Here is a 24,153-nt window from a genome sequence, read left to right as displayed (position 1 = left end):
CCCTCATGGCGCTGCCGGGAGCCGCGGATGCCTGCGACCCGAACACGGGGCTTCCCCGCCCGGACGCCGCGGAATACTGCGTCGCCCTCTACCGAACGCCGCAGGACTGGCGCGTGTCGTGGCCCCTCCGGAACCTGCTGCAGGAACAGGCCTCATGTCAGCCTCCCTTCGGCGGCGTGGAGGATGAGGACTTCGGCCGGGACCTGCCTGTCATTGGCTTTGCCCACAACCATCCCTGCGGAACCCGCATGAGCAGCCCGGACCTGGGACAGTTCCCGGCGATAAAGACGGAAGAAGGGCTGTGGACGATGGTCTCCTATGCGGCAAGTCCGAAGGGTGGACTGGCGCGTGACGCCCAGAACCGGTTGATTCCCGCGTGGGCATGGCTCGCCACCGGCCACAGGAGCGAGCCCCGCTTCTACAAGTGGAATCCGGCGGGCGAGGTCTTCCAATGGAACGAGGGCACCAAACGATGGGACTTCCAAGCGACTTGTCAGCCACGAGAATCGTCCGGCACGCGCGGTCCCAGAACCCAACTGCCCAGCTGCTCACCCGAGCTGAGCTGGTAGGCGAACCGTGGAGCCTGGGGCCATGATGAGACTTCCGCACTTGCTTCTGTTCATGACGCTCCTGCTGGATGGTGGCGTGGCTCCCTCCCAGCCTGCCCGCGCAGGTGCGGATGGAGGCACGGTGCCGTCCCGGCCCAGCGCCCCGGTGCCGGATGGCGGCACGCCCCGGAGTGCCACCATTCTTGCCGAGGGCATCGAGTGGCCCGCCGAGTTTCGCCCGCTGGCAACCCTGGATGGTCCCGCAGTCATCGCCGCGCACGCTGCGCTGCAACGATTGCTGGCAAGCCTTCCCAAGGAATACGCGGGCGACTGCTCCTACTCCGCCAAGGCCATGGAGGTCTCCGTCGGGCTGGAACGGGGCCTGTACTTCGTTGAAATCCAGCGACGTGTGGACAGGTGCGGCTGGGCGACTCCCGGCTTCCAGCCTTCCCCCCACTGGTACGAGCTGTATGCCGTCTCTCCAGACGGGAAGGTGCTGGCGCGGTACCCCTATCGTCCGTAGCGCTGAGGCGGGGTCCGGCGACTCAACGGGGCCGCGTCCGGGGCACGAGGAAGAAGAGCCGGCCCTTCTGCTTCATCATCCCGGCGGCCAGCTCCGCGTCGGGCCCCGGACCCCAGTACACGTCCACGCGCCCCGCGCCCCGGATGGCGCCGCCCGTGTCCTGGTTGAGCATGAAGCGCGACAGCGGCTGCCACTGCACCGTGCCGTCCGCCAGCTTCACGGGACGTTCGGTGTGGATGAAGGCCAGTCCCCCCTTCGGGAACAGCCGCGCGTCCGTGGCGATGGAGCGGCCCGGTGTCACCGGCCGTCCCAGCGAGCCCTCCGAGGCGCCCTCCAGGAAGCGGAAGAACACATAGGACTCGTTGAAGTCGAACACCCGCTCACGCTGCGAGGGATTGGCCGCCAGCCACGCGCGCAGGGCCTGCATGGACATCTGCTCCTTGGGGATGGCGCCCTCCTGGATGAGCAGCGTCCCGATGCTCCGGTAGGGCCGCCCGTTCGACGCCGCGTAGCCGATGCGGCGCCGGCTCCCATCCGGCAGCAGCAGCGTGCCGCTGCCCTGCACCTCCGTGAAGAACAGCGCCACCGGGTCCTTCGCCCACGCCAGCTCCAGCCCCCGGTCCGCCAGCCTTCCGCCGCGAATCTGGCTGCGCGTCCAGTACGGCACCACCTTCCGCCCGTCGAGCCGCCCGAAGACGCGCTCCGCCGCGAAGCGCTCCGCGAACTGCTCCAGCGGAACCTCGAGCAGGTCATCCGGCCGCGCGAGGATGGGCACGGAGTACTCGTCCGTCCGCGTGAGGCTCGCCTCGAGCGTGGGCTCGTAGTAGCCCGTGAAGAGCACCTGGCCGTCCTCGCCGCCCGCGGACTCCATCGGCTCGAAGTCCTCGAGCACCCGCGCCGCCAGCTCCTCGGAGGACATGTCGTCACGCAGGCGCCCGTGCAGGCGCTCCAGCGCGGTGCGCAGCTCATGGGCGGTGACCTGGCGCTTGCCGTACACGAACCGCAGGTCCGGAGGCCGCGTGCCCAGCCACACCAGGCTCTGCGCGATGGCGGCCCGCAGCGCCGCGGGCTCGCCGTCGTCGCGCAGCTTCGGCGTGCCGGAGGTCTCGACCAGCGCGTCCTCGGGCTTGGTAATCGGAGCGCGGGTGGGACGCGGGCAGGCGGAGAGGAAGAGGGCGCAGGCGGCCAGGAGGAGGAATCGGGGGCGCGACGTGTCCATGGGCCCTGGTACCTACCTCACGTGCCGCGCCCACCCAAATCCTCCCACCAGGCGGGACGGCCCCGGGCTCCCGGGAACGCAGCCAGACGGAATTCAGTGCCGCACCCTGCCAGGGATTGGCGTCACCACACCGCAACACGCGTTGGACGCCAGCGCGTGATTTCTTGATCATTCTTTTTCACCTCCCCCTGAAGTAGTTGCTGGATGAGAGCGACAGGCCTGTCGTCGCTGGACTCCGTCGCCATCCCACGGTAGCAGGCAGCCTGAAAACAGCGTTCATGCCGTATGGCATTCGGGTCCACCTCGAGGTCCTTGCACCGGGGGCGGGACTCGCTTGCCCGAACGTTTCATGGGAGCAGCGACATGCACGGGTCTCGTCCCCCCGAGATGCAGGGTGTCACCATGGGTCGCCGGGGCTGTCCGCCGCTGAGGGGCCCTTGCGCGGTCCTCCTCGCGCTCGTGCTTGGCGGCGTCCCCACCTTTGCGCTCGCCACGGAGCAGGAGGAACCGCCGGCTGCTGGAGCGCAGGCGGCCCCCTCGCACTCCGCATCGCTGGTGCCTCCCACTCCGCGTGAGGACTCACTCGCGCGGCTGCCCGAGGGGCTGCAGCTCACCGAGCCCGTGGTGGTGGAGCTGGAGCTCACCGTGGACGAGGCCGGTGACGTCACCGAGGCCCGCCTAGTCGGTGACGCGCCTGCCGCCCTCGCCGCCGCCGCGCTGCACGCCGCCACCCGCCTGCGCTTCCACCCCGCCACCTCCGACGGTGTCCCCGTCGCCGTGCGCCTGCCCTTCACCTACCGCTTCGAGCCTCCCGTCGCCCAGGCGCCGCGTGCCCTGCTCACCGGCCGCGTACGCCAGAAGGGCACCCGCAAGCCCATTGCCGGCGCCACCGTGCAGGCCGGTGACGCCACCGCCGAGACGGACGCCCAGGGCCTCTTCCAGCTCGAGCTTCCGCCCGGCAGCACCGCCCTGAAAATCTCCGCGCCCGGCCACCGGCTGCTGATGCTCACCGAGACACTCGCCGAGCATCAGCGGCTGGAAGTGCTCTATGCGCTGGAGCCGCTCTCGGTGAACCCGTACGAGACGGTGGTGCGCGCGGACAGGCCTCGCACCGAGGTCTCTCGCGTCACCCTGCATGACCAGGAGCTTCGCGAAGTCCCCGGCACCATGGGCGACCCCTTCCGCGTCGTCATGCTGATGCCGGGTGTGACGGCGCTGGCCTCGGGGCTCTCCTACCCCGTGGTGCGCGGCGTGCAACCCGCGGCCAGTGCCTTCTACGTGGACGGCGTGCGCGTGCCCTTCCTCTACCACCTGCTGGTGGGAAGCGCGGTCGTCCACCCGGACCTCATCGACACGCTGGACTTCCAGGTCGGCGTCCCTTCCGCGCGTTATGGCAGCCTGCTCGGTGGCGCGGTGGATGCGCACATCAGCCGGCCGCGTGAGCAGGGGCTGCACGGCACCGCCTATGTGGACCTCATCCACAGCGGCGCCTTCATCGAAGCCCCCTTCCCCGAGACGGGCACCACCGTCACCGCCGCCGCGCGCGTCAGCTACACCGGGCTCATCGTCACCCGCGTGGTGAATGCCATCCACGGTCCGGAGACCTACAAGAATCCCGACGGCACCGTGCTGTACACCGACCTGGGCGAGCCGAAAATCTACGCGGACTACTGGGACTACCAGGCCCGGGTGGAGCAGCGCGTGGGCGAGGGAGGGCTCCGGCTGCTGGTGCTGGGCTCGTCGGACGCGGTGGGCCTCAGCGCCCGAGACCCGAAGGTCCAGGACGATGGTGGCATCGGGCTGCTCTTCCACCGCGTGGACCTGCGGGGCCGCCATCCCTTCGCGGGCGGCGAGGCCGAGGTGGGGCTCACGCTCGGCTACGACCGGCTGGGCCTCAACTTCAACAAGAGCGGCCGGGACCCGGGCAGCTATGAGCTGACTCAAGGTGCCGTGACGCTGCGCACCGGCTACACACGTGAGCTGTCCAACGCGCTGACCGTGGAGCTCTTCGGACAGGTCGAGCGCCGGAGCGCGAGCCTGGAGGCCTCGGGAACGTTCCGTCCCCAGGGGCCTGGCGACGGCAGGAATGTCTACGACCGGCCGGACATCCTGGCCACCTTCGCGGGCGTGGGCGCGCAGCTCACCTTCAAGCCCACCGCGCGATGGACGCTGGTGCCGGGCCTGCGCCTGGACAGCTACCACGGCTTCGGCCTGGACACCTCCGTCGCGCTGGAGCCGCGGCTCGCCGTGCGCCACGCACTCACCGACACGCTCACGCTCAAGACGGGCGCGGGCCTCTACCACCAACCCGCCACCGTGCTGCTGCCGGTGCCGGCGGGAGAGATGCTCGCGCTGGAGCGCGGCCTGCAGCGCGCCGTGCAGGTGTCGGCGGGCGCGGAGTGGCGGCCCCACCCGGAGCTCGAGGTCTCCGCCGAGGGCTACTACAACGCCCTGCCGCGCACGCTGGAGTTCAACTTCGAGGACGTCATCAGCAACGTGCGCCGGCGTGGGCTGGCGGCCGAGGACATCCAGAGCCATGGCCACAGCTACGGCGTGGAGCTCATGGTGCGCCGGCCGCTCGGGCGGCGCTGGTTCGGCTGGGTCACCTACGGCTACAACCAGAGCCGCCGCTTCGAGCGCTACACGCGGCTGGGAGCGAATGGCGAGGAGCTCGGGCCCGCGGAGGGCCTCCTACCCTATACGTTCGAGCAGGCCCACTCCGCCAACGCCGCGCTCAGCTACCGCTTCGAGTTCGTGACGGTGGGCGCGGTGGCGCACTTCAACACCGGGCGCCCGGAGAGCGGCCAGTTCGGCTACCGCACCATGCGCCCCGGTACCAACGCCGAGGGCCAGACGGACTGGGTGCCCGTGAGCCGCGACGCGGTGGACCGGCTGCCCTCCTTCTTCCGGCTCGACCTGCGCGCGTCGAGGAGCCTGGTCTTCGAGAACTTCCTGCTCGACGTCTACCTGGATGTCTTCAACGTCACCGCGCGCCGCGAGGTCCTCTACCAGGACTACGAATATGGAACGTCGTCCGGCCTCCCCAAGGGGCTGAAGAAGACGGGCTTCGGCCTGCCCGTGGTGCTGCCCACCCTCGGGGCCAAGGGGACCTTCTGACCATGCGACTCTCACGACTGCTACCCCTCTGCCTGGCCATGACGGGCTGTGTGATGGACCCGGATGAGCCCGTCTTCCTCTCGGGCACCGTGCTGGAGGCGGACGGCTCGCCCTGGCAGGGCGGACCGCTCACGCTGATGCGCCCGCGCACCGTCGGAGAGGGCGCCACCGCCTATTCGGAGTACGAGCCCTGGGGCGAGGTGCCGGTGGCTGCGGACGGTGGGTACGTCCACCGGCTCGCGGCTCGGGACACGGGCGCGGACGAGCTGCCGCGCTCGTCCCCATGGTCCGACGTCACCGCCTTCCAGCTCCACCTGCCCACGGGCGTGGATGGGGCGGGCGACTACATGGAGTTCCACTTCAAGCGGGACGTCCACCTGCCGCCGCTGCGGCGCTGGGACAGCCGCGTGCGCCTGGTGGAAGTGGCGGCGGGGCTGCGTCTGGCCTGGGAGGCCGTGCCGCCTGCTGGCGACATCCCGGAGCCGCGCGTCTTCGTGCGGGTGCACGGCGCCACGGGACTCGCATGGCTCATCCGCGAGGGTGAGGGCGAGCCCTGGCTCTACCCGGAGCTGCTGGAGGACTTCACCGACGGGCAGGCCCGGGTGCAGGCGCGCTCCCAGGGGCTCCGTCCCTGGGTGCCCGGCCCCGACATCGACACGGGGTACTCCGTCATGCACGAGGCGCCGCCCGTGCCGCTGCCCTTCACGGGCCGGGTGCCCGCCAGCCGGGGTGCGGATTGCCAGGTGGAGAAGCTCGTCGTCTCGCCCTGCCCCTTCACCGACGGCAAGCTGGGCGCCGTCGTGCTGCCGCGCCCGGGCAACTCGCTGGCGAAGGAGCTCGTCGTGCGGCTGCGCCAGCCCCTGCGGCCCGCGCGCGTCATCGTCCGGGGGCTGTACAACCCGGCGCCCGAGATGGTGCTCCATGTAGAGGGCTCCGCGGACGACGCCACGTGGCAGCCCCTGGGCCAGAGCGCGCCCCTGTCCCGGGGTGACGAGATTCCGGCGACGAACGACTTCAGCACCCTCGGCAACGCGCAGCACTTCGTGGACGTGCGGATGCCACCGGGGGCGCCCATGGTGACCCGGGTGCGTCTGAGGCTGTCATACGCATCCACCGGAGAAGGCCAGCCGCCTTCCGGCCCTGGCTACTTCGCCACGCTGCGCGAGGTGTCTGTCTTCGCCGCGCCCTGAGGCAATGCCTCCTCGCGGTCGGCCCCCATGAGGAAGATTCCGGGCCGGCCACGTTGAGGAGGTGAGGGCGCTCTTGCTGGAGCGCCTCACCCACCCGCCGCACCGACTGGATGGACGGGTGGGATGTCCGTGGTTTGTGGAAGGGAATGGGAAATGAGTGAAATCGCCAATGCGCTGGGGATTTGTGCGCTGATTCTGGCATTGAATCCCGGCTGCTTGCCGGGCCGCGGGGGCGGGGGCGGAATCGCCCCTGCCAGGTAGGGCCAGCTCTTCAACTGCACGCACGTCAACGGCCCCACCGCCCTGGCTTTGTGCGGGCGCCCGGGACAGGCGGGACGCCCGCGAGGGACGGCGCTCAGATGAAGTAGTCGGGGAGCAGGTCCGCCCCGGGGACCATCTGGTACTTGTCGAAGTCCTTCACGCCCACGGAGCGGAGGACGTCCTCGTCGATGCAGAAGTTGCCGGTGAACTCGCGGCTCGGCTTGGTGAGGATGGCGTAGGCCGCGTCGGCCATGATTTCCGGCGTGCGGCAGCCGCGAATCGTCTCGTCGCCGCCCAGCAGGTTCTGCACGGCCGCCGTGGCGATGACGGTGCGCGGCCAGATGGCGTTGACGGCGATGCCGTCGTCCTTCAGCTCCTCCGCCATGCCGAGCACGCACATGCTCATGCCGAACTTGGCCATGGTGTACGCCACGTGGGGCGCGAACCAGCGGGCCTCCATGTTGAGCGGCGGCGAGTTGTTGAGGATGTGTGGGTTGCTGGCCTTCTTGAGGTACGGGATGCACGCCTGCGAGCAGGCGAACGTGCCGCGCGTGTTGATGCCGTGCATCAGGTCATAGCGCTTCATCGGCGTCTCGAGCGTGCCCGTCAGGCTGATGGCGCTCGCGTTGTTCACCAGGATGTCGATGCCGCCGAACGTCTCCACCGCCTTCGCCACCGCGGCGGCAATCTGGTTCTCGTCGCGGATGTCGACGACGCAGGGCAGCGCCTTGCCTCCCGCCTTCTCGATTTCCTCCGCGGCCGTGTAGATGGTGCCGGGCAGCTTCGGGTGGGGCTCGGTCGTCTTGGCGGCGATGATGATGTTCGCGCCGTCCCGCGCCGCACGCAGCGCGATGGCCTTGCCGATACCCCGGCTCGCGCCGGTGATGAAGAGCGTCTTTCCCTTGAGCGTGGACATGGTGGCTGTCCTATCGCCGTGGCGGCATCCGGTCCAGCCCCGCCCTCACCGCTTCGACCGCTCCAGCTCGTCCACCAGCAGCTCCGACACCTTCCGCACCCGGGGGATGTCGAGCGCCGACTTCGCGCACACCAGGTGCACCTTCCCCGTCGCGAACGGCCCCAGGTCGAGGTCCAGCCGCACCAGCCCCCGCTCCCGGCGGAAGCGGTGCGGGATGTCCCCCTGCACCAGCGCGCCCACGCCCGCCTCCACCGCGGCCACCATGACGAGGTAGTTGTCCGCGGTGAAGACGGGGGCGAAGCCGGGAATCATCGACTCCAGCTGGGGATTGGGCGGCACCGACTCGAAGGGCGGCGCCCAGGCCACCCACGGTATCTGCTGGAGCGTCGGCTTTCGCGGCAGCTTCGCCTTGAGGGACTTCGACACGAAGACGGCGTTCTGCACCTCCAGCGTGTAGACGAGCTTCAGGTCCGCGTTCGTCGGGGGCTTGAAGCGCAGCGCGAGGTCCGCCTCACCGCGCGCCAGGTCGAGGTACTGGATGGCCGACAGGACCTCCAGGCGCAGGCCCGGGTGCTTCTGGGAGACATGGCCCGCGAAGGGCGCCAGGAAGTCGAAGCTCGCGAAGGGGCTGCCCGTCACGCGCACCAGGCCCCGGGGCGAGTTGTCCGTCTTCTCCGCCGCGCGATGCAGCTCGCCCGCCCACTCGGCCATCTTCTTTGCCGGGAGCACCAGCCGCTCGCCGGCCGCCGTCAGCGCCGCGCCGTCGACACTCCGGCGGAACAGGGCGGCGCCCACCGCGTACTCCAGCGCCGCCAGCCTGCGGCTCACCGTGGGCTGGCCGATGCGCAGCGCCCGCGCCGCCCCGCTGATGCTGCCCGTCTCCGCGATGGCCAGGAACAGCCGCGCGTCATCCCAGGAGATATCCATGAATGCATGACCCCATGACGGATTCGCCGTTTCCCATCCATTCTGACATCGGTACCTTTCGCCTGTCTCGAAGTCACGGAGTCCTCCATGCGCGCCAGGCTGATTGCCCTCTCCATCGTCGCCGCCCTCGGCGGCACCCTCGCGGTCGCCGGTGTCGTCGGCTTTGCCACCACCTCCCACGAGGCCCGGAAGTCCTCGCTCGGTGTGGCCCGCCCGGCGGCGGACCTGCTGGCGGTGCTGGACCAGCCGGGCCCGGTGGAGCTGGAGACCGTCGTCTCGGCGGACTGGGCGGTGGAGCGCGGCGGCCTCATCAACCTGGACCACCCCACCGCGAAGGCCGCGGGCCTGAAGAACGAGGACGAGCCCATCCAGGTCTTCTTCCACGCCATCCGCCATCCGGAGAAGGGGCTCTTCATCGTCGACACGGGCGTGGAGAAGGCCCTGCGAGACGCGCCCGAGCAGTCGGCGATGAGCGGGCTGGTCCGGAGCGCCATGCAGATGGAGAAGCTGAAGGTGCTGGCACCGCTCGGCGAGTGGCTGGCGAAGCAGCCTCGGCCCCTGGCGGGCGTGTTCCTCACGCACCTGCACCTGGACCACATCACCGGCATGGCCGACGTGCCCGGGGGCACGCCCGTGTACACCGGCCCCGGGGAGGCCTCGGCGCGCATGCTCCTGAACGCCGCCGGGCAGGGCAGCGCCGACCGCGCGCTGAAGGGCAAGCCGGCCCTGTCCGAGTGGACGTACTCACACGAGGCGGCCGGCCTCTTCGAGGGCGCGGTGGACATCTTCGGCGACGGCTCGGTGTGGGCGCTCTGGGTGCCGGGGCACACGCCTGGGAGCACGGCGTACCTGGTGCGCTCGACGAAGGGGCCCGTGCTGCTGCTGGGCGACGCGAGCCACACGCGCTGGGGCTGGGAGCATGACGTGGAGCCCGGCACCTTCACGGCCGACGGGCCGCGCAGCGTGGAGAGCTTCAAGAAGCTCCGGGCCTTCGCCGCGGCGCACCCCAACGTCGACGTGCGCGTCGGGCATCAGCACTGAGGTCGGAGTTTCTTCGGGGGGTGGTGAGGGATTTCGGAGTCTCGTGACGTTGAAGCATCAAGCCGCCCGTGCTGGCACGGGCGGCGGACTCGCTCGTGAGGCCCTCGATGACGTCCCTCCGCCGCTCCGCCCGGGTGCTGCTGCCGTGTGTCCTGCTGCTGGCCACCCTCTCCGGCTGTGATGCCCCCCCCCGCCCCACTCCAGACGCCGGGACGCCGCCTCCCGAGGACGCAGGGACACTTCCCTGGGACGGCGGCTACACCGTGCTCGAGGAGCGCGGGGACAACGCGGAGGACCCTGGCGTGCTGGCGCCGTGCGCCTTCCTGCCCCCGGTGGGAACGACGCCCGCCACCTGCGCCGAGCCCTCCCAGTTCGACCTGTCCGCGTGCAACCTCGCCTCGCTGGGCTCCGTGCCGGGCGACGGCATCTACCAGGTCCGGCTGCGCCAGGAGGTGCCCCTGGAGGACGGCGGCACCGGGGGCGTCACGTCGCACATGTACACCCAGCTCCGCTCCGACGGCGGCACCACCACCCTCAACGGCATGCCCGTCGGCTCGAAGCAGCAGGACGCGCAGAGCCTGTTCCTCGGGATGACGCTCCAGCGGCCGAACGGCTCGGTCAACCGCTACGCCCTCGCCGGCTGCGAGTCACCCGAGCCGGGCCGCTTCACCGGCTGCCTCGCCATCTGCGCCAACGGGCGGGTCCGCACGAGCGCCACCTTCGAGGCGCTCCGCCTGACGTGGGAAGGCCGTGAGCCCGAGTCCTCCGGTGGACTCCAGCGCGTCTCCGAGTCCTACGTGGCGCAGGGCCTGCCCGTGGACGTCTACGTCGCCAGGGAGCATGCCTATGTCGTCTCCATCAACTTCTACAACCGCCCCGGCAAGGACGGAGGCCTGTCCGTCTTCGACGTGAAGGACCGGAGCAAGCCCGTCCTCAAGAAGGTCATCAGCCTTCCCGGCGACAACTACTGGAATGGCGTCTGGGCCAAGGGGAATGCCCTGTACGTCGCCAGCGCGGACTCGGGCGTCGTCGTCTTCGACATCTCCAACCCCGCCGACCCGGTCCTCCTGCGCAGCCTGCCTGGCGGGGCGCCGCTCGATGTCCACACCGTGCTGGTGGAGGGTGACCGGCTCTACGGCATGTCCTTCGCGCCCACCGGCGAGACGCTCGTCTTCGACGTCTCCAACCCGCTGGAGCCCGTCCTGCGCCAGCGCATCCACTTCCCGGCCGGCATGCTCGGCGACGTGCCGCACGATGCCTTCGCCCACGGAGACCGCCTCTACCTGAATCACACCACCGGCGGTTACTTCGTCCTCGACGTCGCCAACCTCGAGGACGTGAAGCTGCTGGGCACGTACCCGTATGCGAACGGCTACAGCCACCACAGCGCGGTGGGGACGTTCGCCGGCCGCACCATCGCCTTCGAGGGCTCCGAGGGCCCCGGCTCCCACCTGCGCATCCTGGACGTCACGGACCCGGCCCACATCGTGAAGATTGGCGAGTTCCAGCTCAGGTCCGCCCCCGCCCTGTCCATCCACAACATGCTGCTCGTGGGACAGCGCCTGTACGTGGCCTGGTACCAGGAGGGCGTGCGCGTGCTGGACGTGTCCAACCCCACGCAGCCGCGACAGGTGGCGCACTACAACACCTTCCGCGAGACGGACCCGGAGCGCAGCGATGACATGTACGAGGGCGCCGTCGGCATCCGCGTGCCCGGAGATGGGTACGTGTACGTCGTGGACACGTCACGCGGGTTGCTCATCTTCAACGCCTTGTAGTCGCGTGGGCGTCCCAGGGCCGCCCTCCCACCCGCCGTGACACGCGGCGACACGGGGCGTCCGCCTCGGCGGCTCCGCGTCAGGGAGGGCTACAGTCGACGTCGCTGCAGAGCCCGTCATGAGCCAACACGCCGCTTCCTCACCCCGACTGGATGTCTTTGGAGACGCGCTGCCTACAGGGGCGCTGAGCCGCTGCGGCACACACCGCCTCTGGCACCCTCCCCAGGAAGACGGCCTCCCCTACGAGCTGCACGCGGTGGCCTTCTCGCCCGACTCACGTCGGGTGGTCTCGGCCACCGGGCCGACGGCCCGCATCTGGGACGTGGAGGACGGCCGTGAGGTCGCCGTGCTCTCCGGCCATGTGGGCTACGTGCACGCCGTGCTCTACGTGTCCGGCACGTGCATCGCCACGGCGGGCTCGGACCAAACGGTGCGGCTGTGGGATGCGGCGAGCGGCGCAGAGCTCCGGCGGTGGACGGTGCCTGGCAACGGCATCAGCCGCCTCGCGCTCTCTCCCGACGGACGCACGCTCCTGGCCGGAAGCCGGGGCTTCGCCGTGCTCGACCTGGAGGCCGGCGCGCTCGTCCGGTGCGTGCAACCCGAAGGCAGTGCCGGAAACACGAGCGCGCTCTCATTCTCTCCCGACGGCGCACGGGTCGTCCTGCTGGAGCGAACCTTCGAGCCCTGGCGCGTGTGTGTCTACGACACGACCACCTGGACGATGCAGTGGTCCGCCACCGGCGAGCTGTATGAGCGCTTCGCCTGGGCGGTGTTCTCCGCGGATGGGCTGACGGTGAGCTGCGCCCATACCGGGCCCGGGTTCCGGAGCGCCGTGCGCACCTACGACGCGCGCACGGGCACGCTGCTGGAGGAGGCCCATGACCAGGGCGGCCATCCCGTGTCCCTGCCCGATGGAGGGCTCCTGCGGATTGCTCACGGCCGGCTGGTGCTCTCCCGTGGGGGCGTACAGGAGCGGACGCTGGAGCTTCATTCCGCCACGTACTCCGGGAGCTGGGAGCCCGCCGTGTCTCCCGACGGCAGGTGGGTGACCTTCGCGCACGGGCCCGCGACGGTCCTCCTCGTCGATTTGCACACCGGGGCGACGCGGCCCGAGCACGCCCACCGCGACTGGGTGCGGCAAGCCACCTTCTCCGAGGATGGCACGCACCTGCTGACGTACTCCCAGGACGGGACGGTGCGGCGCTGGGACTGCGGCTCGGGCCGGCAGGTGGAACGCCGGCGGCTGGAGGAGAACGATGGACGCTTCATCCACCTGCGGGACGGACGCGTGCTCGTGGGGGACAGCAAGCGCGGAACCATGTTCATCCACGACGTCCTCGCCGACAGCAAGGTGGACCTTGAGGACGCCTTCTCACCCTACTCGGCCATCTGGTCCGAGGACCGCGCGCTGGTGGGGACGATGCTCTTCGACGGCGAGTCGGAGGTCCTGGTGAATGACACGCGCACGGGCAGGCGCCTGTGGACCCTGGTCATCTCCGCCGACTGGCCCGAGCTGCTCGCGGTGTCCCGCCGCTTCATCGTCACCCGCCAGCGGCCCGGAGCGACGGAGTCCGGCAGCACCGCCCTGCATTTCTGGGACGTGGAGCGGGGCACGCTGAGCCTCGAACTGCCCAGGCCCAAGGGGGTTCGCTCACGCGGGTTCTCTCCCGACGGAGCGTGGTTCCTCTTCGAGGAGGGCTCCCAGGCCGTCACCCAGGCAGTCATCCTCGTCGACCTCGCTTGTCCGGAGCGCCGCATCCGCGTGGAGACGCGCGCGCGGCTGACGGCCGTCACGGTGTCCAGGGATGGGCGGCTCCTGGCCACGGGAGACGCGCTGGGCGAGGTGCGGGTGTGGAGCACGGACGGCGCCCTGCTCGGGGCCTTCGAGGGACACCGGGCGCTCGTGGACACGCTGGCCTTCTCTCCGGACGGGACGCTGCTGGCCTCGAGCGGCGCGGACACCACCGCGCTCATCTGGCCTCGCAGCGCGTGGAGCTGAGGCCTCCAGCACTTCACGTCATCCGGTGCGTCCGGAAGTTCTCGAACTCCCACTTGAAATGAAGCCGGAGCTTCTCGACGACGTGGTGCCAGCTCTCCGCCTCGCAGGCCGCAACGGTCCGCTCGAGCCACGTCCACAGGTCGTCATAGTCGAACCGACGCATCACCAGCAGCGCCCGGTCCGCCAGGATGTTGTCCCTGCCCTCGAGGGTTTCCAGGCCGGCCGGAGTCGCCACCAGGAGCACGAAGGTGTCCGTCTTCTTCGCGGCGCCGTGCTTGGGCCCTATCTCCACGCACACCCAGAGGGCGACCTCATGCGGGTCGTCCGGCAGCCACGCCCTGAGGTTCTCGACCTCCCCGCAGTAGACGTGGCGAATCACAGGCTTCAAGCACCCTCCTGGAACATGGACCGGCTCCAAGGCAGACGCCTCGCGCGCCGTCCACCTGACGCCTACCACCAGGCCTCCACCTGGCTGCCCACCGTCCAGCCCCAGGTGCCGCTGCCGTAGGGCGCACCGTCCGGCGTGGTGCCCACGACGCCCCGGAACGCACGGCTCCACCAGGCCCCCGTCCCGAACAGCCGGAGCACGGGACGGGTGAAGTACCCCCGGCCCCGAGCGAGCTGCAGCAGCGCCGTCACCTTGGTGAGCCCCCCGCGCCGGTCCAGCAGCGCGTTGTCCACGAAGTCATGGCCCAGCTCGAACCCTACGTGCACGTGGTCCGTCACGTAGTACAGGGGCCGCACACCGGTGCTGAACCACCGCACCGTGTCGTCCTCGCCAAACCCCCGGTCCTCCCAGCGCAGCACCAGCCCCCACTGCAGGGACCACGGCGCCTTCGGCTCCAGCACGAGGCTGTTGTTGACCTCCCAGGCCCGGGCCCGCACCAGGTCGTAGTCCTGGTCCTCACGCACGAGCCGCGCGTTCGTCGCCCCCTGCGTCAGCGCGGCGCCCTTCCGGTACAGCACGGCCACCGTGTTCTTCACCGTGTCGAACCCCAGCACGCCCTCCTGGTCGTGCCAGAACCCGAGGCCAAAGCCATTGCGCTCGAGATATGCCGGCGAGGCATTCGCATGCCGGAGCGCGTACTGCCCCCAGAGCGTGAGGACACCGCCCGGGTTGGTCCGCAGTCCCGAGAACCGCACGTCCAGCGTGGTGCCGTTGAGCACGCCGCCCTCCGGAGCGTCCGGGTCCTCCAGCCGGAACAGGGCGGCCCTCAGCTGGCGCCCTTCCGACATGCGCCACTCCAGGCCCAGGCCGGCGTGCGCGCCCTGGCCGGGGTTGAGCCAGAAGTAGTCATTCAGGTGGATGTCCTTGCGGTCGTAGTAGCGCCGCCCGAGCCACACCCCGAACCCCGGCAGGAAGTTCTCGAACGCGAAGAAGGCCTGGGCGATGTCATTCACGCCCAGCTCGAAGCTGCGGCCCATGGGCGCGTAGCCCGCGGTCAGGAAGTAGCCCTGAATCGTGGGCGCATCCGGCCGCTGCACGTCACCGAGCCGGTAGCGCCCGTCCGCGCCCAGCTCGAAGTAGGTCTCCGGCTCGTTGCCGAGCCGGTACTTCGCACGGGCACCGGGCGCGATGAACGCGGCCTGTGTCGTGCCGTCCCGGCTGGTGCCAATCCCGGCGCGGAGGTAGCCATCCAATCGCAACTGGAACTGGCCCCACTGGAGGTCGGGCTCGTCCGCGGCCGCCCGCTGCGCCAGCAGCACCGCGAGCACGACGAGCCCACGGAAGCGCGGCGCGCGGCGCGCGGCATCCCTTGCCTCTGCTCGACTCGTTCCCATGGCAGCCCCCCGACACACGGTGCCAGCACCGCCAGGATGCGCGCATGGGCGACCCACGGCGCGCCTCAGGGACTGCTTCGCTCACTCAGGGACACTCCGCGAGGTCCGGGATGACCCGTCATCGACAACAGCCAGACGGTGTCCCGCGATGCGCTGAACATCGCCGCCATCAACCAGGGCCCCGGCCAGATGCCGCGACTTCACCTGCAACTTCGACGACCGGCACCAACCTCACGCCCGGCTGGGGCGAATTTCGAACTTCGCGGCTTCATCCCAGTTGCGTCTGTGTCAGGGTTTCGGTCTCCCCCGAGACGGCACCGGTGACACATGGCACAGCGGAGCGCCCCCAACCAGGTTCCGGCGCAGCGGCCGGCGCAGTACGCGTCGTCCGACGTCGGCTCGCTGAAGCAGAGCGTCAACCTCTTCCGCGGCTCGGTCAGCTACCAGCGGCCCCTCGTCAAGCTCCCGGGGAAGCTCGCGGACGACACGCTCGCCGTGGAGCTGACGCTCTCCTACGACAGCTCCATCCACCAGGCGGCGACCCGCTGGAACCTGGAGGCGCCCACGGGCGTGGCCGGCCTCGGCTGGATGCTGCCCGGTGAGCGCATCGTCGCGGAGTCCGACGGTGCCCTGTCGCTCGCCGCGCGCCGCTTCAGCATCGAGTCGGGAGGCACCCGCAACCGGCTCGTGGCCACCACCCGCCCCTGGGTCCGTGCCCTGCTGGAGGCGTCGCTCTGCGCGCAGCTCGGCGGGCCTGGCGTCACCTCCGGGCTCATCGCCGCGTTCGCCAGCGCCGGGCTGCCGCTCTCCGCGCAGGCCACCGTCAGCGGCCAGGGGCCGTGGGAGGTGGATGACCCCGTACACGAGCAGTCCTTCGTGCTCTCCGAGCAGGCCGGCCCTGGCGGCACCCCGGTGCTCGCCGTGGCGGCGGGCGGCCTCGGCTTCGAGCCGCAGGACTTCAGCTTCTGGCGCGTGCGGTACTACCCGGCCTACGAGCGCTGGGTGCTCGTCGACGACTCGGGCACGCAGCGCGTCTTCGGCGGCGGCGTCTCGCGGACACCGGAAGGCTTCGCGACCAGCGCGGGCCAGGGCATCGAGTGGGGCGTGCGCTTCGGCGGAGCGCGGGGAGGCTGGACGGGCAGCTCCCTCCGCGCGGAAGGACAGGCACAGTATGCGCGCGCGTGGAATGTCGTCGCGCGCGTGGACCGCTACGGCGACCGCGTCACCTACGCCTACAAGCCGGTCGAGCAGCGCGTGGGCGCGGAGGGCCTGCCCTACACCAAGGCCTGCTACCTCTCCCGCATCACCGGCGTGGGCGGCCGCGCCGTGGAGCTGGACTACGCACCCAAGTGGTACACGCCCAGCGTCCACGAGTACCAGGACCCGCACAAGGCGCTCGTGCCCGCCGCGGAGGGCGCGGAGCCGGAGAACCTCGACACCCCCAACGCCTTCCAGGACTGCTACGAGACGCACTACCTCACGCGGCTGCGCGTGCTCGACGCGGAGTCCCGGGAGCTGTACCGCGTGGAGCTGGAGTACGCCCCGCCGCGTGCCCTGCCCGGCGCTTCCGCCGAGGCGTCGGCCGACCTCTGCAAGCGCTACCTGACGGGCATCCTCGAGCGGGACACGTCCGGGCGCTCCCTGCCTGGCTACGTGTTCGAGTACGCCCTGGGCGAAGACGAGCCCAACCCGGGCGCGCTCACCCGAATCACCTACCCCGAGGGTGCGACGGGCACCTTCGCGTACGACGGCCCCGTCCCGCTGGACATCTGCGAGCGGGACCAGGTCGTCGCGCCCCCTCCCAGCTTCGGCACGGGCCACACGCCCTTCGTCTGGCTGGGGCCGGACTACGCCGTCACCTGCTGGCTGGACGGCGAGCGCAAGAAGCTGAGCCTCCAGGTCCACACCTGGACGGGACGCTGGCAGGCCAGCACCGTCAGCGGCGACCTCGTGTTCGACGGAGCGCAGGCCCTGGACCCGGACTCCCTCTCGGGTGTCACGTCCGGGGACTTCTTCGGACTGGCCTACCGCGTCGGTGACGAGCTGCGCGTCCACCCCTTCCGGCGCAGCACGCTGCGCGCCTGGGAGTGGGAGCCCTACGCGGGCGAGGGCGGCACCTCCTGGCTCACCTACGCGAAGGCGACGACCGCCCGGCTCGCCGCCGGAGAGCGCTTCCTGCTGGCGGTCATCTCCGGCTTCGACGGCGCGGGTGACAGCCTCTACCGGCTGACGTGGAACTGGCAGCGGCGCACCTGGACCGGCGGCGACGCGCCCGCCGTGCGCGGACGGACGATGCAGGTCCTCGCCCAGGGTGAGCGCTACCTCCTGTGGCACCACCTCAACGGCGAGGGCACGGTGTCACTCACGTGGCTCGACGGTGACCACCGGTGGAACGACGGTGGCTCCCTCGACGTGGACCTGGGCCCCTCGCAGACGGCCATGGCCTGGGCGGACGGTCCCTCCATGGTCGCCTGGTGCGAGGCCATCGACTCCAGCCCCACCGGCCGCTACGCGCTGCGCGTGCGCCGGTGGGACACCGACTACAGGTTCCAGGAGGCCCAGGGCGCGGACGGCGAGGACCTGCGCCTGTCCTCCGTCGCGCAGGTGCCCGCGCCCTCGTGGCCGCCCACGCCCACGGTGGCGGGCAACGAGCTGGTGGGCACCGACCGGTACCTGTGGCGCTTCGACGGCGTGGGCTGGAGCTTCTCCGAGGCGCTCTCCGACCAGGGCCGTGGCCGGCCGGGCTGGCTCGCGTACGCGTACGGGCGGGACGTGGTGGTGCAGGTGCTCAACGTGGCGGACGCCATCACCACGCGGCTGCTCGCGTACGACGCGGACACGGGGAGCTTCGCCCGCGTGCCCAGGACGCTGCCGGCGCTGCCGCCCGGCGAGGACTCCGGCTACCCCGCGGCCACGGGCGGAGACTTCATCGTCGCCTCCGACACCGTCTGGTACCGGGGCACCTCTGCGTCGTGGTCGGGGCCGGAGAGCCAGCAGCCCGTCTACGCGGGCGCTCCGTCCGGCGTGGACTCCTTCAGCGTCGTGGACGGCGCCCCCGAGTTCGTCGCGTGGCGGCTTCCGCCGGGCAAGGGCGCCGCGCAGCTCGCGCTCGCGGTGCTGGAGAACGGGCGCGCGAAGTCCACGTCCACCATCGTCGGGCAGACGTACCACAGCGCGCTGTCTCGCGACGGCATGCTGTCGCCGCCCCGCGCCGGCAAGAGCCCCGCGGGCCCGAGCACCTTCGTCACCTATCCGCAGACGGCGCCCGACTTCGACCGCGCGCCGTGGCTCGCCCTGCACCGCTTCGTGGGCAATGACATCCAGGGCCCGCTGGTGGACTGGCCGGTGCGCTCGCTGAACATCGACACCGGCTTCGGCGCGCCGCTGCGCTCCACGTGGAGCTTCGACCGCGTGAGCGCGGCCTGCGACGCCTCCGGCGACGTCATCAAGTACTACCGCTCGACGGCGTGGGAAGGCTGTGACGACGCGTCCGCGTCACACGGCGGCCGCACCGTGACGACCTACGACAACGGGGCGACGCCGGGCGGGCTGAGCATGCTGGACGGCCAGCCCCTGCAGACGCTCACCTTCGAGGGCGCCGCGCTGTTCGCCGCGCCCACCTCTCCCGCGCTGGGCCTCACGCCCGACGTGCCGCCCGGCACCCCCGTGCCCGACGCCCTGCGCGCGCTGTTCCCCGCCAGCGTGGCCCTGTCCTCCCAGGCCGTGTACGAGGCCCGCAGCGTCGAGGGGCGCTACCTGTACTGGTCCGTGGAGGACCCCGCCACCGGGCGGCTGTACAACGTGGACAGCGACGAGGACGCGAAGTCGCCCACCGCGGTGCGCGGCTACACGGGCCGGCTGGTCGCCAGCGAGACGAACACCTGGGACGTCTTCACCACGCGCGCCGGCTTCACGTCCCTGGCGGACGCCGTCGCGGGCGCGTGGAGCGAGGTGGCGCTGCATGGCGCGTACGTGCGGCCCGCGACTATCAGCTCCATGAAGGACGGCCTGCCGCTGGTGACGCGCTATGGCTACCTCGGCGGCTTCCCCGCGCCGCTGACGGGCGGCACCACGTCCGAGTCCTTCGACACGCGGGACGTCTACGGGAAGACGTGGACGACGACGATGTCCACCACCTTCGCCGCCGCAGTGCCCGCGTACCGGGCGCTCGCGTGGGAGAACGTGCTGACGCTCGTCGCGCAGCTTCGCACCCAGGTGCAGCCCACGGGAGGAGCGGTCTCCACGTCCGCGTGCGCGGCGACGACGTTCGGCGCCTTCCAGGCCGGTGGCGGCTGGACGGTGCTGGACGTGGCCGCCCGGTATGACTGGGGCGGCTCCACGGCGCCGGATGCCGCGTGGTTCCCCTTCTCCAGTGCGGGCACCCCGCCTCCCGAGTGGTACGCGCGCACGCGCATCCAGACGCGCGACAGCGGCGGGCTCGCGACGCTGTCGCTGGATGAGTTGGGGGTGGCACACAGCACGCGCGTGAATGACTCCGGGCAGCTGCCACTGCTGATGGTGACCAACGCGGACCTCGCCGCCCAGGAGGCCGACGCGTGCGGCTTCGAGCCCCAGGAGTCGCTGTCCGCATGGACGTTCGCCGGGGGCGCCGCTGTCGTCGAGACCCGCGCCCACACGGGCGTCCGGTCCGCCTGGCTGCCGGGCGGCACGGCGACGCTGACGCGCGCCCCGCTGACGCCCGCCGCCAACGCGCGCACCTACGTCGCCGGCTGCTGGTACACGCGGCCCAGGGGCGCGCCCGCCGGGGGTGCGCCCGCGCTGGTCATCACCGTGACGTCCGGCGGAGGTGCGGCGGGTGAGCCCCTGCGCCTCCCGCTGGAGGACACCTCCGGGCGGTGGGCCTGGGTGCAGACCGCCATTCCGCTGGCGGAGCACGCCGCGCGGCTGGCGTCCGGTGCGCCGCTGTCCGTCGAGCTGCGCGTGGAGGCCGGCGGCGGCGAGGTGTGGGTGGACGACGTGGGCTTCTACCCGCGCGAGTCGCACGTCCTCGCGCAGTCCTTCGAGCCGAGCACCCACAAGCTCACCGCTCACGTGGGCCTCGGAGGGCTGACGTCGCGCGTGGCCTACGGGCCGGCGCGGCGCATGCTCGGCATGGTGCGCGCCAACGGCCAGCTCCGGAGCCTGCAGCTCGAGTTCAGCTCCCGGCAGCGGCACGCCACCTTCTCGCCGGAGGACCCCAACACGCAGGTCTCCATCAAGGCCACCCGAGGCGGCTCGCTGCAGACGTTCCGCGACGGTGAGGCGTGGCGGGACGCGTGGGCACCCTCTCCGGATGGCGCGTGGCGCGCGGACGGAGGCGTGCTGAGGCATGAGGACTCCGCGGACGCGTCGCTCACCGCCACGGCGACGGAGACTGACGACTGGGCCCTCTACGTCGAGCCGGTGGCGCTGGACGGCGGGCCGGCGCGGCTGGCGCCGGGCTTCGGCTTCACCGTGGGCGAAGCCGCGCGGCTGTCCTGGGACGGCGCGTGGCGCCTGGAGGTGGGCGGCGTGGAGGTGGCCCCGGTGGGCGAGGGCGCGTCCAGCCCGGCCTCGCTCCTGCTCGTGGTGACGGGAGGCCGGCTCCTCTTCTGGACGGACGCGGGGCTGGTGTTCTCGGTGGCCGCCCAGGTGCGCGGCGCGCCGGTGCTCACGTCGGGCACGGGGACGCTGGGCCTGCGCAACCTGGCGTGGGTGGAGGGCCCCTCGCTGGAGGCGCGCCTGCAGGACGCCACCGGCACGGACCGCCAGTTCCACGCGCTCGGCGGCGCCACCTACCTCGTCACCCAGCGCATCCAGGACACGCTGGGACGCGACGTCGTCAAGACGAAGCCCGTGCCCGGACACTTCGGCTCGGACGCCTCGCTGGCCCCGCTGCTCTACCGCCCCGGGCTGGTGGACGTGGAGGCCTTCGAGGCGTCGCTCGCGGGCAGCGGGGTGATGACCGGCGACGCCGCGGACTACTGGAACGGCGAGGCAGACCGCTCGGCGGATGGCGGCTACCCGTACACGCGGCAGCGGCTGGAGGCGTCCCCCCTGGGGCGCCCGGTGGAGGTGGGCCTGCCGGGCGCGGCGTGGGCCATCGTCGACCCGTACACCACTCCGGAGGCCTCGCGGCCCACGACGAAAATCCACTACGCGGCGAGCACACCGGTGCTGCCCGGACTGGGCCTGCCGGCCACCGACTTCCGCGTCACGACGTACGTGTCTCCCACGCGGGAGCAGCGCCTGCATGTGACGGACGCGAAGGACACGCCGCTCGCGCGGCTCGTGCCGCTGGCGGACGGCGCCACGTTCGTCTCCGCCGCGGCCGTCTCCCTCGAGCCGGGCGGCACGCGCACCCGCAGCATCCTCCCCGACGGCTGGAGGGACGGCACGGGCACGGCCATCGTCCGCGACTACGACTGCCTCGGGCGGCTGCGCTCCGAGTCCACCCCCGACTCGGGCGAGTCCCGCTACCTCCATGACCGTGGCGGCCTGGCGCGCTTCGTCCAATCGTCCGTGGACGCGGCGGACGGCCGCATCACCTGGATGACGTACGACGTGATGGGCCGCATGACGGCGCGGGGCCACGTGGCGGGCGCCTGGGACGAGCCGCTGCTGAGCACCCGCGCGAACACGCCCGGCTGGCCGCTGACGGACCCGGCCAGCGGCGCGGTAACCACCGGGCTCTGGCACTACGACGGCGACGGCAGCGACCCGCTGGCGCTCGGCCAGCTGATGCGCACCCGCTCCCAGGACACGGGCGCGCCCGCGGCGGTGGAGTCCACGTACCGCTGGACGCCCCTGGGGCTGCTCGCCGCGCGCGCGCTGAGCGTGACGTGGGACGACGGCGAGGTGACGGGGCCCTACGAGGTGGACTTCGGCTACGACAACACGGAGGCCACCGTGCGCATCGGCCTGCCCCGCTCGCTCTTCCCCGAGCCCGGCCTGCTGCGCTACGGCCGTGACGCCCTGGGCAACGTCACCTCCATCCAGGACGCGACGGGCGCGAGGCTGGCCTCGTTCGAGCTGGATGCGATGGCGCGGGTGCGGGTGAGCCAGGCGGGCCCCGTGTCCTGGGCGTTGGACTACGACTCGCCGGGCCACCTGCTGGAGACCTCCGCCACCGGGCAGACGCGCGCCGCGCAGGGCTATACCTTCTCTCCCGACAACAACGTGCGCGGCGCGAGCGCGTCGCTCGGCGCGCAGCGCGAGCAGCTCGCGTACGGCTATGACGGGCTGGGCCGCATCACCGCCGCGGACACGGTGGAGGGCGTCGGCACTCCGGAGCAGTTCCAGTACGACGGCGACCTCAACGGCAACATCCGCCAGTTCTCCGGCGCCCGGATGACCTACGTGGCGGGCACCAACCGGCTGGACGCGGTGGCCTGGCCCGACGGCGCGCAGACCGCGTACACCTACCGCGCCGACGGCACGGTGGCGTCCCGCCGCACGCTGGGCGCCGGCCCGGCGGACCTCGACTTCACCTACGCGCCCGGCACGGTGCTGCCCTGCCGCATCACCGTGCGCCCCGGCGCCAGCGACGAGCGCACCGTCGAGTACGCGTACGACTCGGACGGCCTGCGCGTGGCCACTCGGGTGCGCGGCTCGGGCGGCGAGGAGCGCCGCTTCCAGTTCCCCGGCCAGGACCGGCCGCTGTTCCGCACCGGCGGCGGGGACACGGTGCTCTTCGTGCCGGGGCCCACGGGCCTGCCCGTGGTGTACCGCAACGGCGCCCGCTACCACGCCGCGAGCGACAGGCTCCAGTCGACGCGGGCGCTGTTCGACGCGGAGGGCGCGCTGGTGGCGGGCTTCGGCTACACGGCCTTCGGCTCGCCGCGCGACACCGCGGACGCCGCGCCGTGGATGAGCCAGCGCTACACCGGCGCCGGGTACGACGCGGAGACGGGCCTCTACGACTTCAACGCCCGCCTGTACGACCCGGCGGTGGGCCGCTTCTACTCCACGGACCCGGCCAACGAGTTCGCCAGTCCCTACAGCTACGTGGGCAACCACCCCACCGCGCTGGTGGACCCGACGGGGTGCATCTCCGACGCTGGCCGGACGACCCTCGCCGTGTTCCTCGGCGTCGTCTCCGTGGGCGTCACCGTGGCCGGGCTGTTCATCCCCGTGACGACGGGCCTCGCGACGGCCGGACTCATGGCGCTCTCCAGCACCTTCTCCGCGGGCGCGTGGAACGGCATGATGTACGCGCTGACCACCGACGACTGGAGCACGAAGGAGTTCCTCGGAGAGATGGCCGTGGGAGGGGTGACTGGCTTCATCCGGGGTGGCATGGCGGGCGGAATCCGGGGCGGCGGCAAGAAGCGCCGCGAGCAGCGTGTGAAGGGGTTCCCCAATCAGCTCGCCTTGCTGTCCGCCGAGGAGCAGCTGGAGCCCTCCCGCTGGACACGCGTCAAGACGTGGCTGTCCGAGGCCACCTACTGGGACAAGCTCGAGAAGAGGCTCAACCCCGCCCAGGACGCGTGGGAGCAGTTCATGGTGGCCTTCCCGCTCAGCCTGGTGGGCAACACGGTCGGCTACACGGTGGCGGGGCTGGTGTCGATACCGCTGACGAACCTCGTGTACGAGCGGGACCTGTTCGAGACGGACAAGCAGGACAGGTGGGACGTCGTCGGAGACCTGCTCTGGGGGGCCACGGTGGGCATCGCGGGCTCGGCCTTCGGCTACGCCAGCAACCGCTACGCCGTGAAGGACCGGGCCATGGGCAAGCTCGGCGCCATGAGCACCGCCGGCAAGGTGGCACTGGGCGGAGTCGCCGCGGTAGGCGTCCTGGGCGCCAGCGCGGTCGCCCTCGTCCCGGCCAACCTCATCATCGACGTGGCGGGAACGAATGAAGAGTCGTGAAG

The 24,153-nt window shown here is 71.4% G+C and carries 13 protein-coding genes; 8 read left to right on the top strand and 5 right to left on the bottom strand.

Features of this window, described 5'->3' with window-relative positions:
• Window positions 1–5 precede the first annotated feature (5 nt).
• Both LXT23_RS37095 and LXT23_RS37090 read left to right on the top strand, forming a co-directional pair.
• Entirely contained in the window at window positions 6–569 is a 564-nt protein-coding gene (locus LXT23_RS37095) for a hypothetical protein (protein WP_253985157.1), read from the top strand.
• A 22-nt stretch (window positions 570–591) separates the two neighbouring features.
• On the top strand, window positions 592–1,071 hold the full coding sequence (locus tag LXT23_RS37090) for an HAD family hydrolase (protein ID WP_253985156.1): 480 nt from the start codon (window positions 592–594) through the stop codon (window positions 1,069–1,071).
• 22 nt (window positions 1,072–1,093) lie between these two features.
• Here the strand turns inward: LXT23_RS37090 and mltA are convergent, their stop codons facing one another.
• Window positions 1,094–2,290 (bottom strand): murein transglycosylase A, encoded by a 1,197-nt coding sequence (mltA, locus tag LXT23_RS37085; RefSeq protein WP_253985155.1) that lies wholly within the window; start codon window positions 2,288–2,290, stop codon window positions 1,094–1,096.
• Between the two features lie 363 nt (window positions 2,291–2,653).
• On the opposite strand from mltA, the gene LXT23_RS37080 reads away from it, so the two are divergent.
• Together LXT23_RS37080 and LXT23_RS37075 are read left to right on the top strand one after the other, a co-directional pair.
• Entirely contained in the window at window positions 2,654–5,407 is a 2,754-nt protein-coding gene (locus LXT23_RS37080) for a TonB-dependent receptor domain-containing protein (RefSeq protein ID WP_253985154.1), read from the top strand.
• Between the two features lie 2 nt (window positions 5,408–5,409).
• Window positions 5,410–6,597, top strand: a complete 1,188-nt coding sequence (locus LXT23_RS37075) for a hypothetical protein (RefSeq protein ID WP_253985153.1) — start codon at window positions 5,410–5,412, stop codon at window positions 6,595–6,597.
• A gap of 355 nt (window positions 6,598–6,952) precedes the next feature.
• On the opposite strand, the gene LXT23_RS37070 is transcribed toward LXT23_RS37075, so the two are convergent.
• Together LXT23_RS37070 and LXT23_RS37065 are read right to left on the bottom strand one after the other, a co-directional pair.
• Window positions 6,953–7,774, bottom strand: a complete 822-nt coding sequence (locus LXT23_RS37070) for an SDR family oxidoreductase (protein WP_253985152.1) — start codon at window positions 7,772–7,774, stop codon at window positions 6,953–6,955.
• Window positions 7,775–7,819: 45 nt separating this feature from the next.
• Window positions 7,820–8,701, bottom strand: a complete 882-nt coding sequence (locus tag LXT23_RS37065) for a LysR family transcriptional regulator (RefSeq protein ID WP_253985151.1) — start codon at window positions 8,699–8,701, stop codon at window positions 7,820–7,822.
• 87 nt (window positions 8,702–8,788) lie between these two features.
• Here LXT23_RS37065 and LXT23_RS37060 point away from each other — a divergent pair, with 87 nt between their 5' ends.
• The 3 genes from LXT23_RS37060 to LXT23_RS37050 all read left to right on the top strand — a co-directional run bounded on the left by LXT23_RS37060 (window position 8,789) and on the right by LXT23_RS37050 (window position 13,519).
• Window positions 8,789–9,742, top strand: a complete 954-nt coding sequence (locus LXT23_RS37060) for an MBL fold metallo-hydrolase (protein ID WP_253985150.1) — start codon at window positions 8,789–8,791, stop codon at window positions 9,740–9,742.
• A gap of 107 nt (window positions 9,743–9,849) precedes the next feature.
• Window positions 9,850–11,520 (top strand): LVIVD repeat-containing protein, encoded by a 1,671-nt coding sequence (locus tag LXT23_RS37055; RefSeq protein WP_253985149.1) that lies wholly within the window; start codon window positions 9,850–9,852, stop codon window positions 11,518–11,520.
• A 118-nt stretch (window positions 11,521–11,638) separates the two neighbouring features.
• Window positions 11,639–13,519 (top strand): WD40 repeat domain-containing protein, encoded by a 1,881-nt coding sequence (locus LXT23_RS37050; protein ID WP_253985148.1) that lies wholly within the window; start codon window positions 11,639–11,641, stop codon window positions 13,517–13,519.
• 13 nt (window positions 13,520–13,532) lie between these two features.
• On the opposite strand, the gene LXT23_RS37045 is transcribed toward LXT23_RS37050, so the two are convergent.
• Together LXT23_RS37045 and LXT23_RS37040 are read right to left on the bottom strand one after the other, a co-directional pair.
• Window positions 13,533–13,898 carry an Imm8 family immunity protein gene (locus LXT23_RS37045; RefSeq protein WP_253985350.1) on the bottom strand — a complete coding sequence of 122 codons (366 nt, stop codon included), beginning with the start codon at window positions 13,896–13,898 and terminating at the stop codon, window positions 13,533–13,535.
• A gap of 71 nt (window positions 13,899–13,969) precedes the next feature.
• Window positions 13,970–15,301 (bottom strand): carbohydrate porin, encoded by a 1,332-nt coding sequence (locus LXT23_RS37040; RefSeq protein WP_253985147.1) that lies wholly within the window; start codon window positions 15,299–15,301, stop codon window positions 13,970–13,972.
• A 327-nt stretch (window positions 15,302–15,628) separates the two neighbouring features.
• Between LXT23_RS37040 and LXT23_RS37035 the strand changes: the two genes are divergently transcribed.
• Window positions 15,629–24,151, top strand: a complete 8,523-nt coding sequence (locus tag LXT23_RS37035; RefSeq protein WP_253985146.1) for an RHS repeat domain-containing protein — start codon at window positions 15,629–15,631, stop codon at window positions 24,149–24,151.
• The last annotated feature ends 2 nt before the right edge of the window (window positions 24,152–24,153 follow it).

The organism is Pyxidicoccus xibeiensis (assembly GCF_024198175.1).
Taxonomy (GTDB): Bacteria; Myxococcota; Myxococcia; order Myxococcales; family Myxococcaceae; genus Myxococcus; species Myxococcus xibeiensis.
This window is presented reverse-complemented; position numbering and strand designations above follow the sequence as displayed.

Coding starts and splice junctions, on each gene's coding strand:
- LXT23_RS37095 (WP_253985157.1), top strand. CDS start 6: ATGGCGCTGCCGGGAGCCGCGGATGCCTGCGACCCGAACACGGGGCTT.
- LXT23_RS37090 (WP_253985156.1), top strand. CDS start 592: ATGATGAGACTTCCGCACTTGCTTCTGTTCATGACGCTCCTGCTGGAT.
- mltA (WP_253985155.1), bottom strand. CDS start 2,290: ATGGACACGTCGCGCCCCCGATTCCTCCTCCTGGCCGCCTGCGCCCTC.
- LXT23_RS37080 (WP_253985154.1), top strand. CDS start 2,654: ATGCACGGGTCTCGTCCCCCCGAGATGCAGGGTGTCACCATGGGTCGC.
- LXT23_RS37075 (WP_253985153.1), top strand. CDS start 5,410: ATGCGACTCTCACGACTGCTACCCCTCTGCCTGGCCATGACGGGCTGT.
- LXT23_RS37070 (WP_253985152.1), bottom strand. CDS start 7,774: ATGTCCACGCTCAAGGGAAAGACGCTCTTCATCACCGGCGCGAGCCGG.
- LXT23_RS37065 (WP_253985151.1), bottom strand. CDS start 8,701: ATGGATATCTCCTGGGATGACGCGCGGCTGTTCCTGGCCATCGCGGAG.
- LXT23_RS37060 (WP_253985150.1), top strand. CDS start 8,789: ATGCGCGCCAGGCTGATTGCCCTCTCCATCGTCGCCGCCCTCGGCGGC.
- LXT23_RS37055 (WP_253985149.1), top strand. CDS start 9,850: ATGACGTCCCTCCGCCGCTCCGCCCGGGTGCTGCTGCCGTGTGTCCTG.
- LXT23_RS37050 (WP_253985148.1), top strand. CDS start 11,639: ATGAGCCAACACGCCGCTTCCTCACCCCGACTGGATGTCTTTGGAGAC.
- LXT23_RS37040 (WP_253985147.1), bottom strand. CDS start 15,301: ATGGGAACGAGTCGAGCAGAGGCAAGGGATGCCGCGCGCCGCGCGCCG.
- LXT23_RS37035 (WP_253985146.1), top strand. CDS start 15,629: ATGGCACAGCGGAGCGCCCCCAACCAGGTTCCGGCGCAGCGGCCGGCG.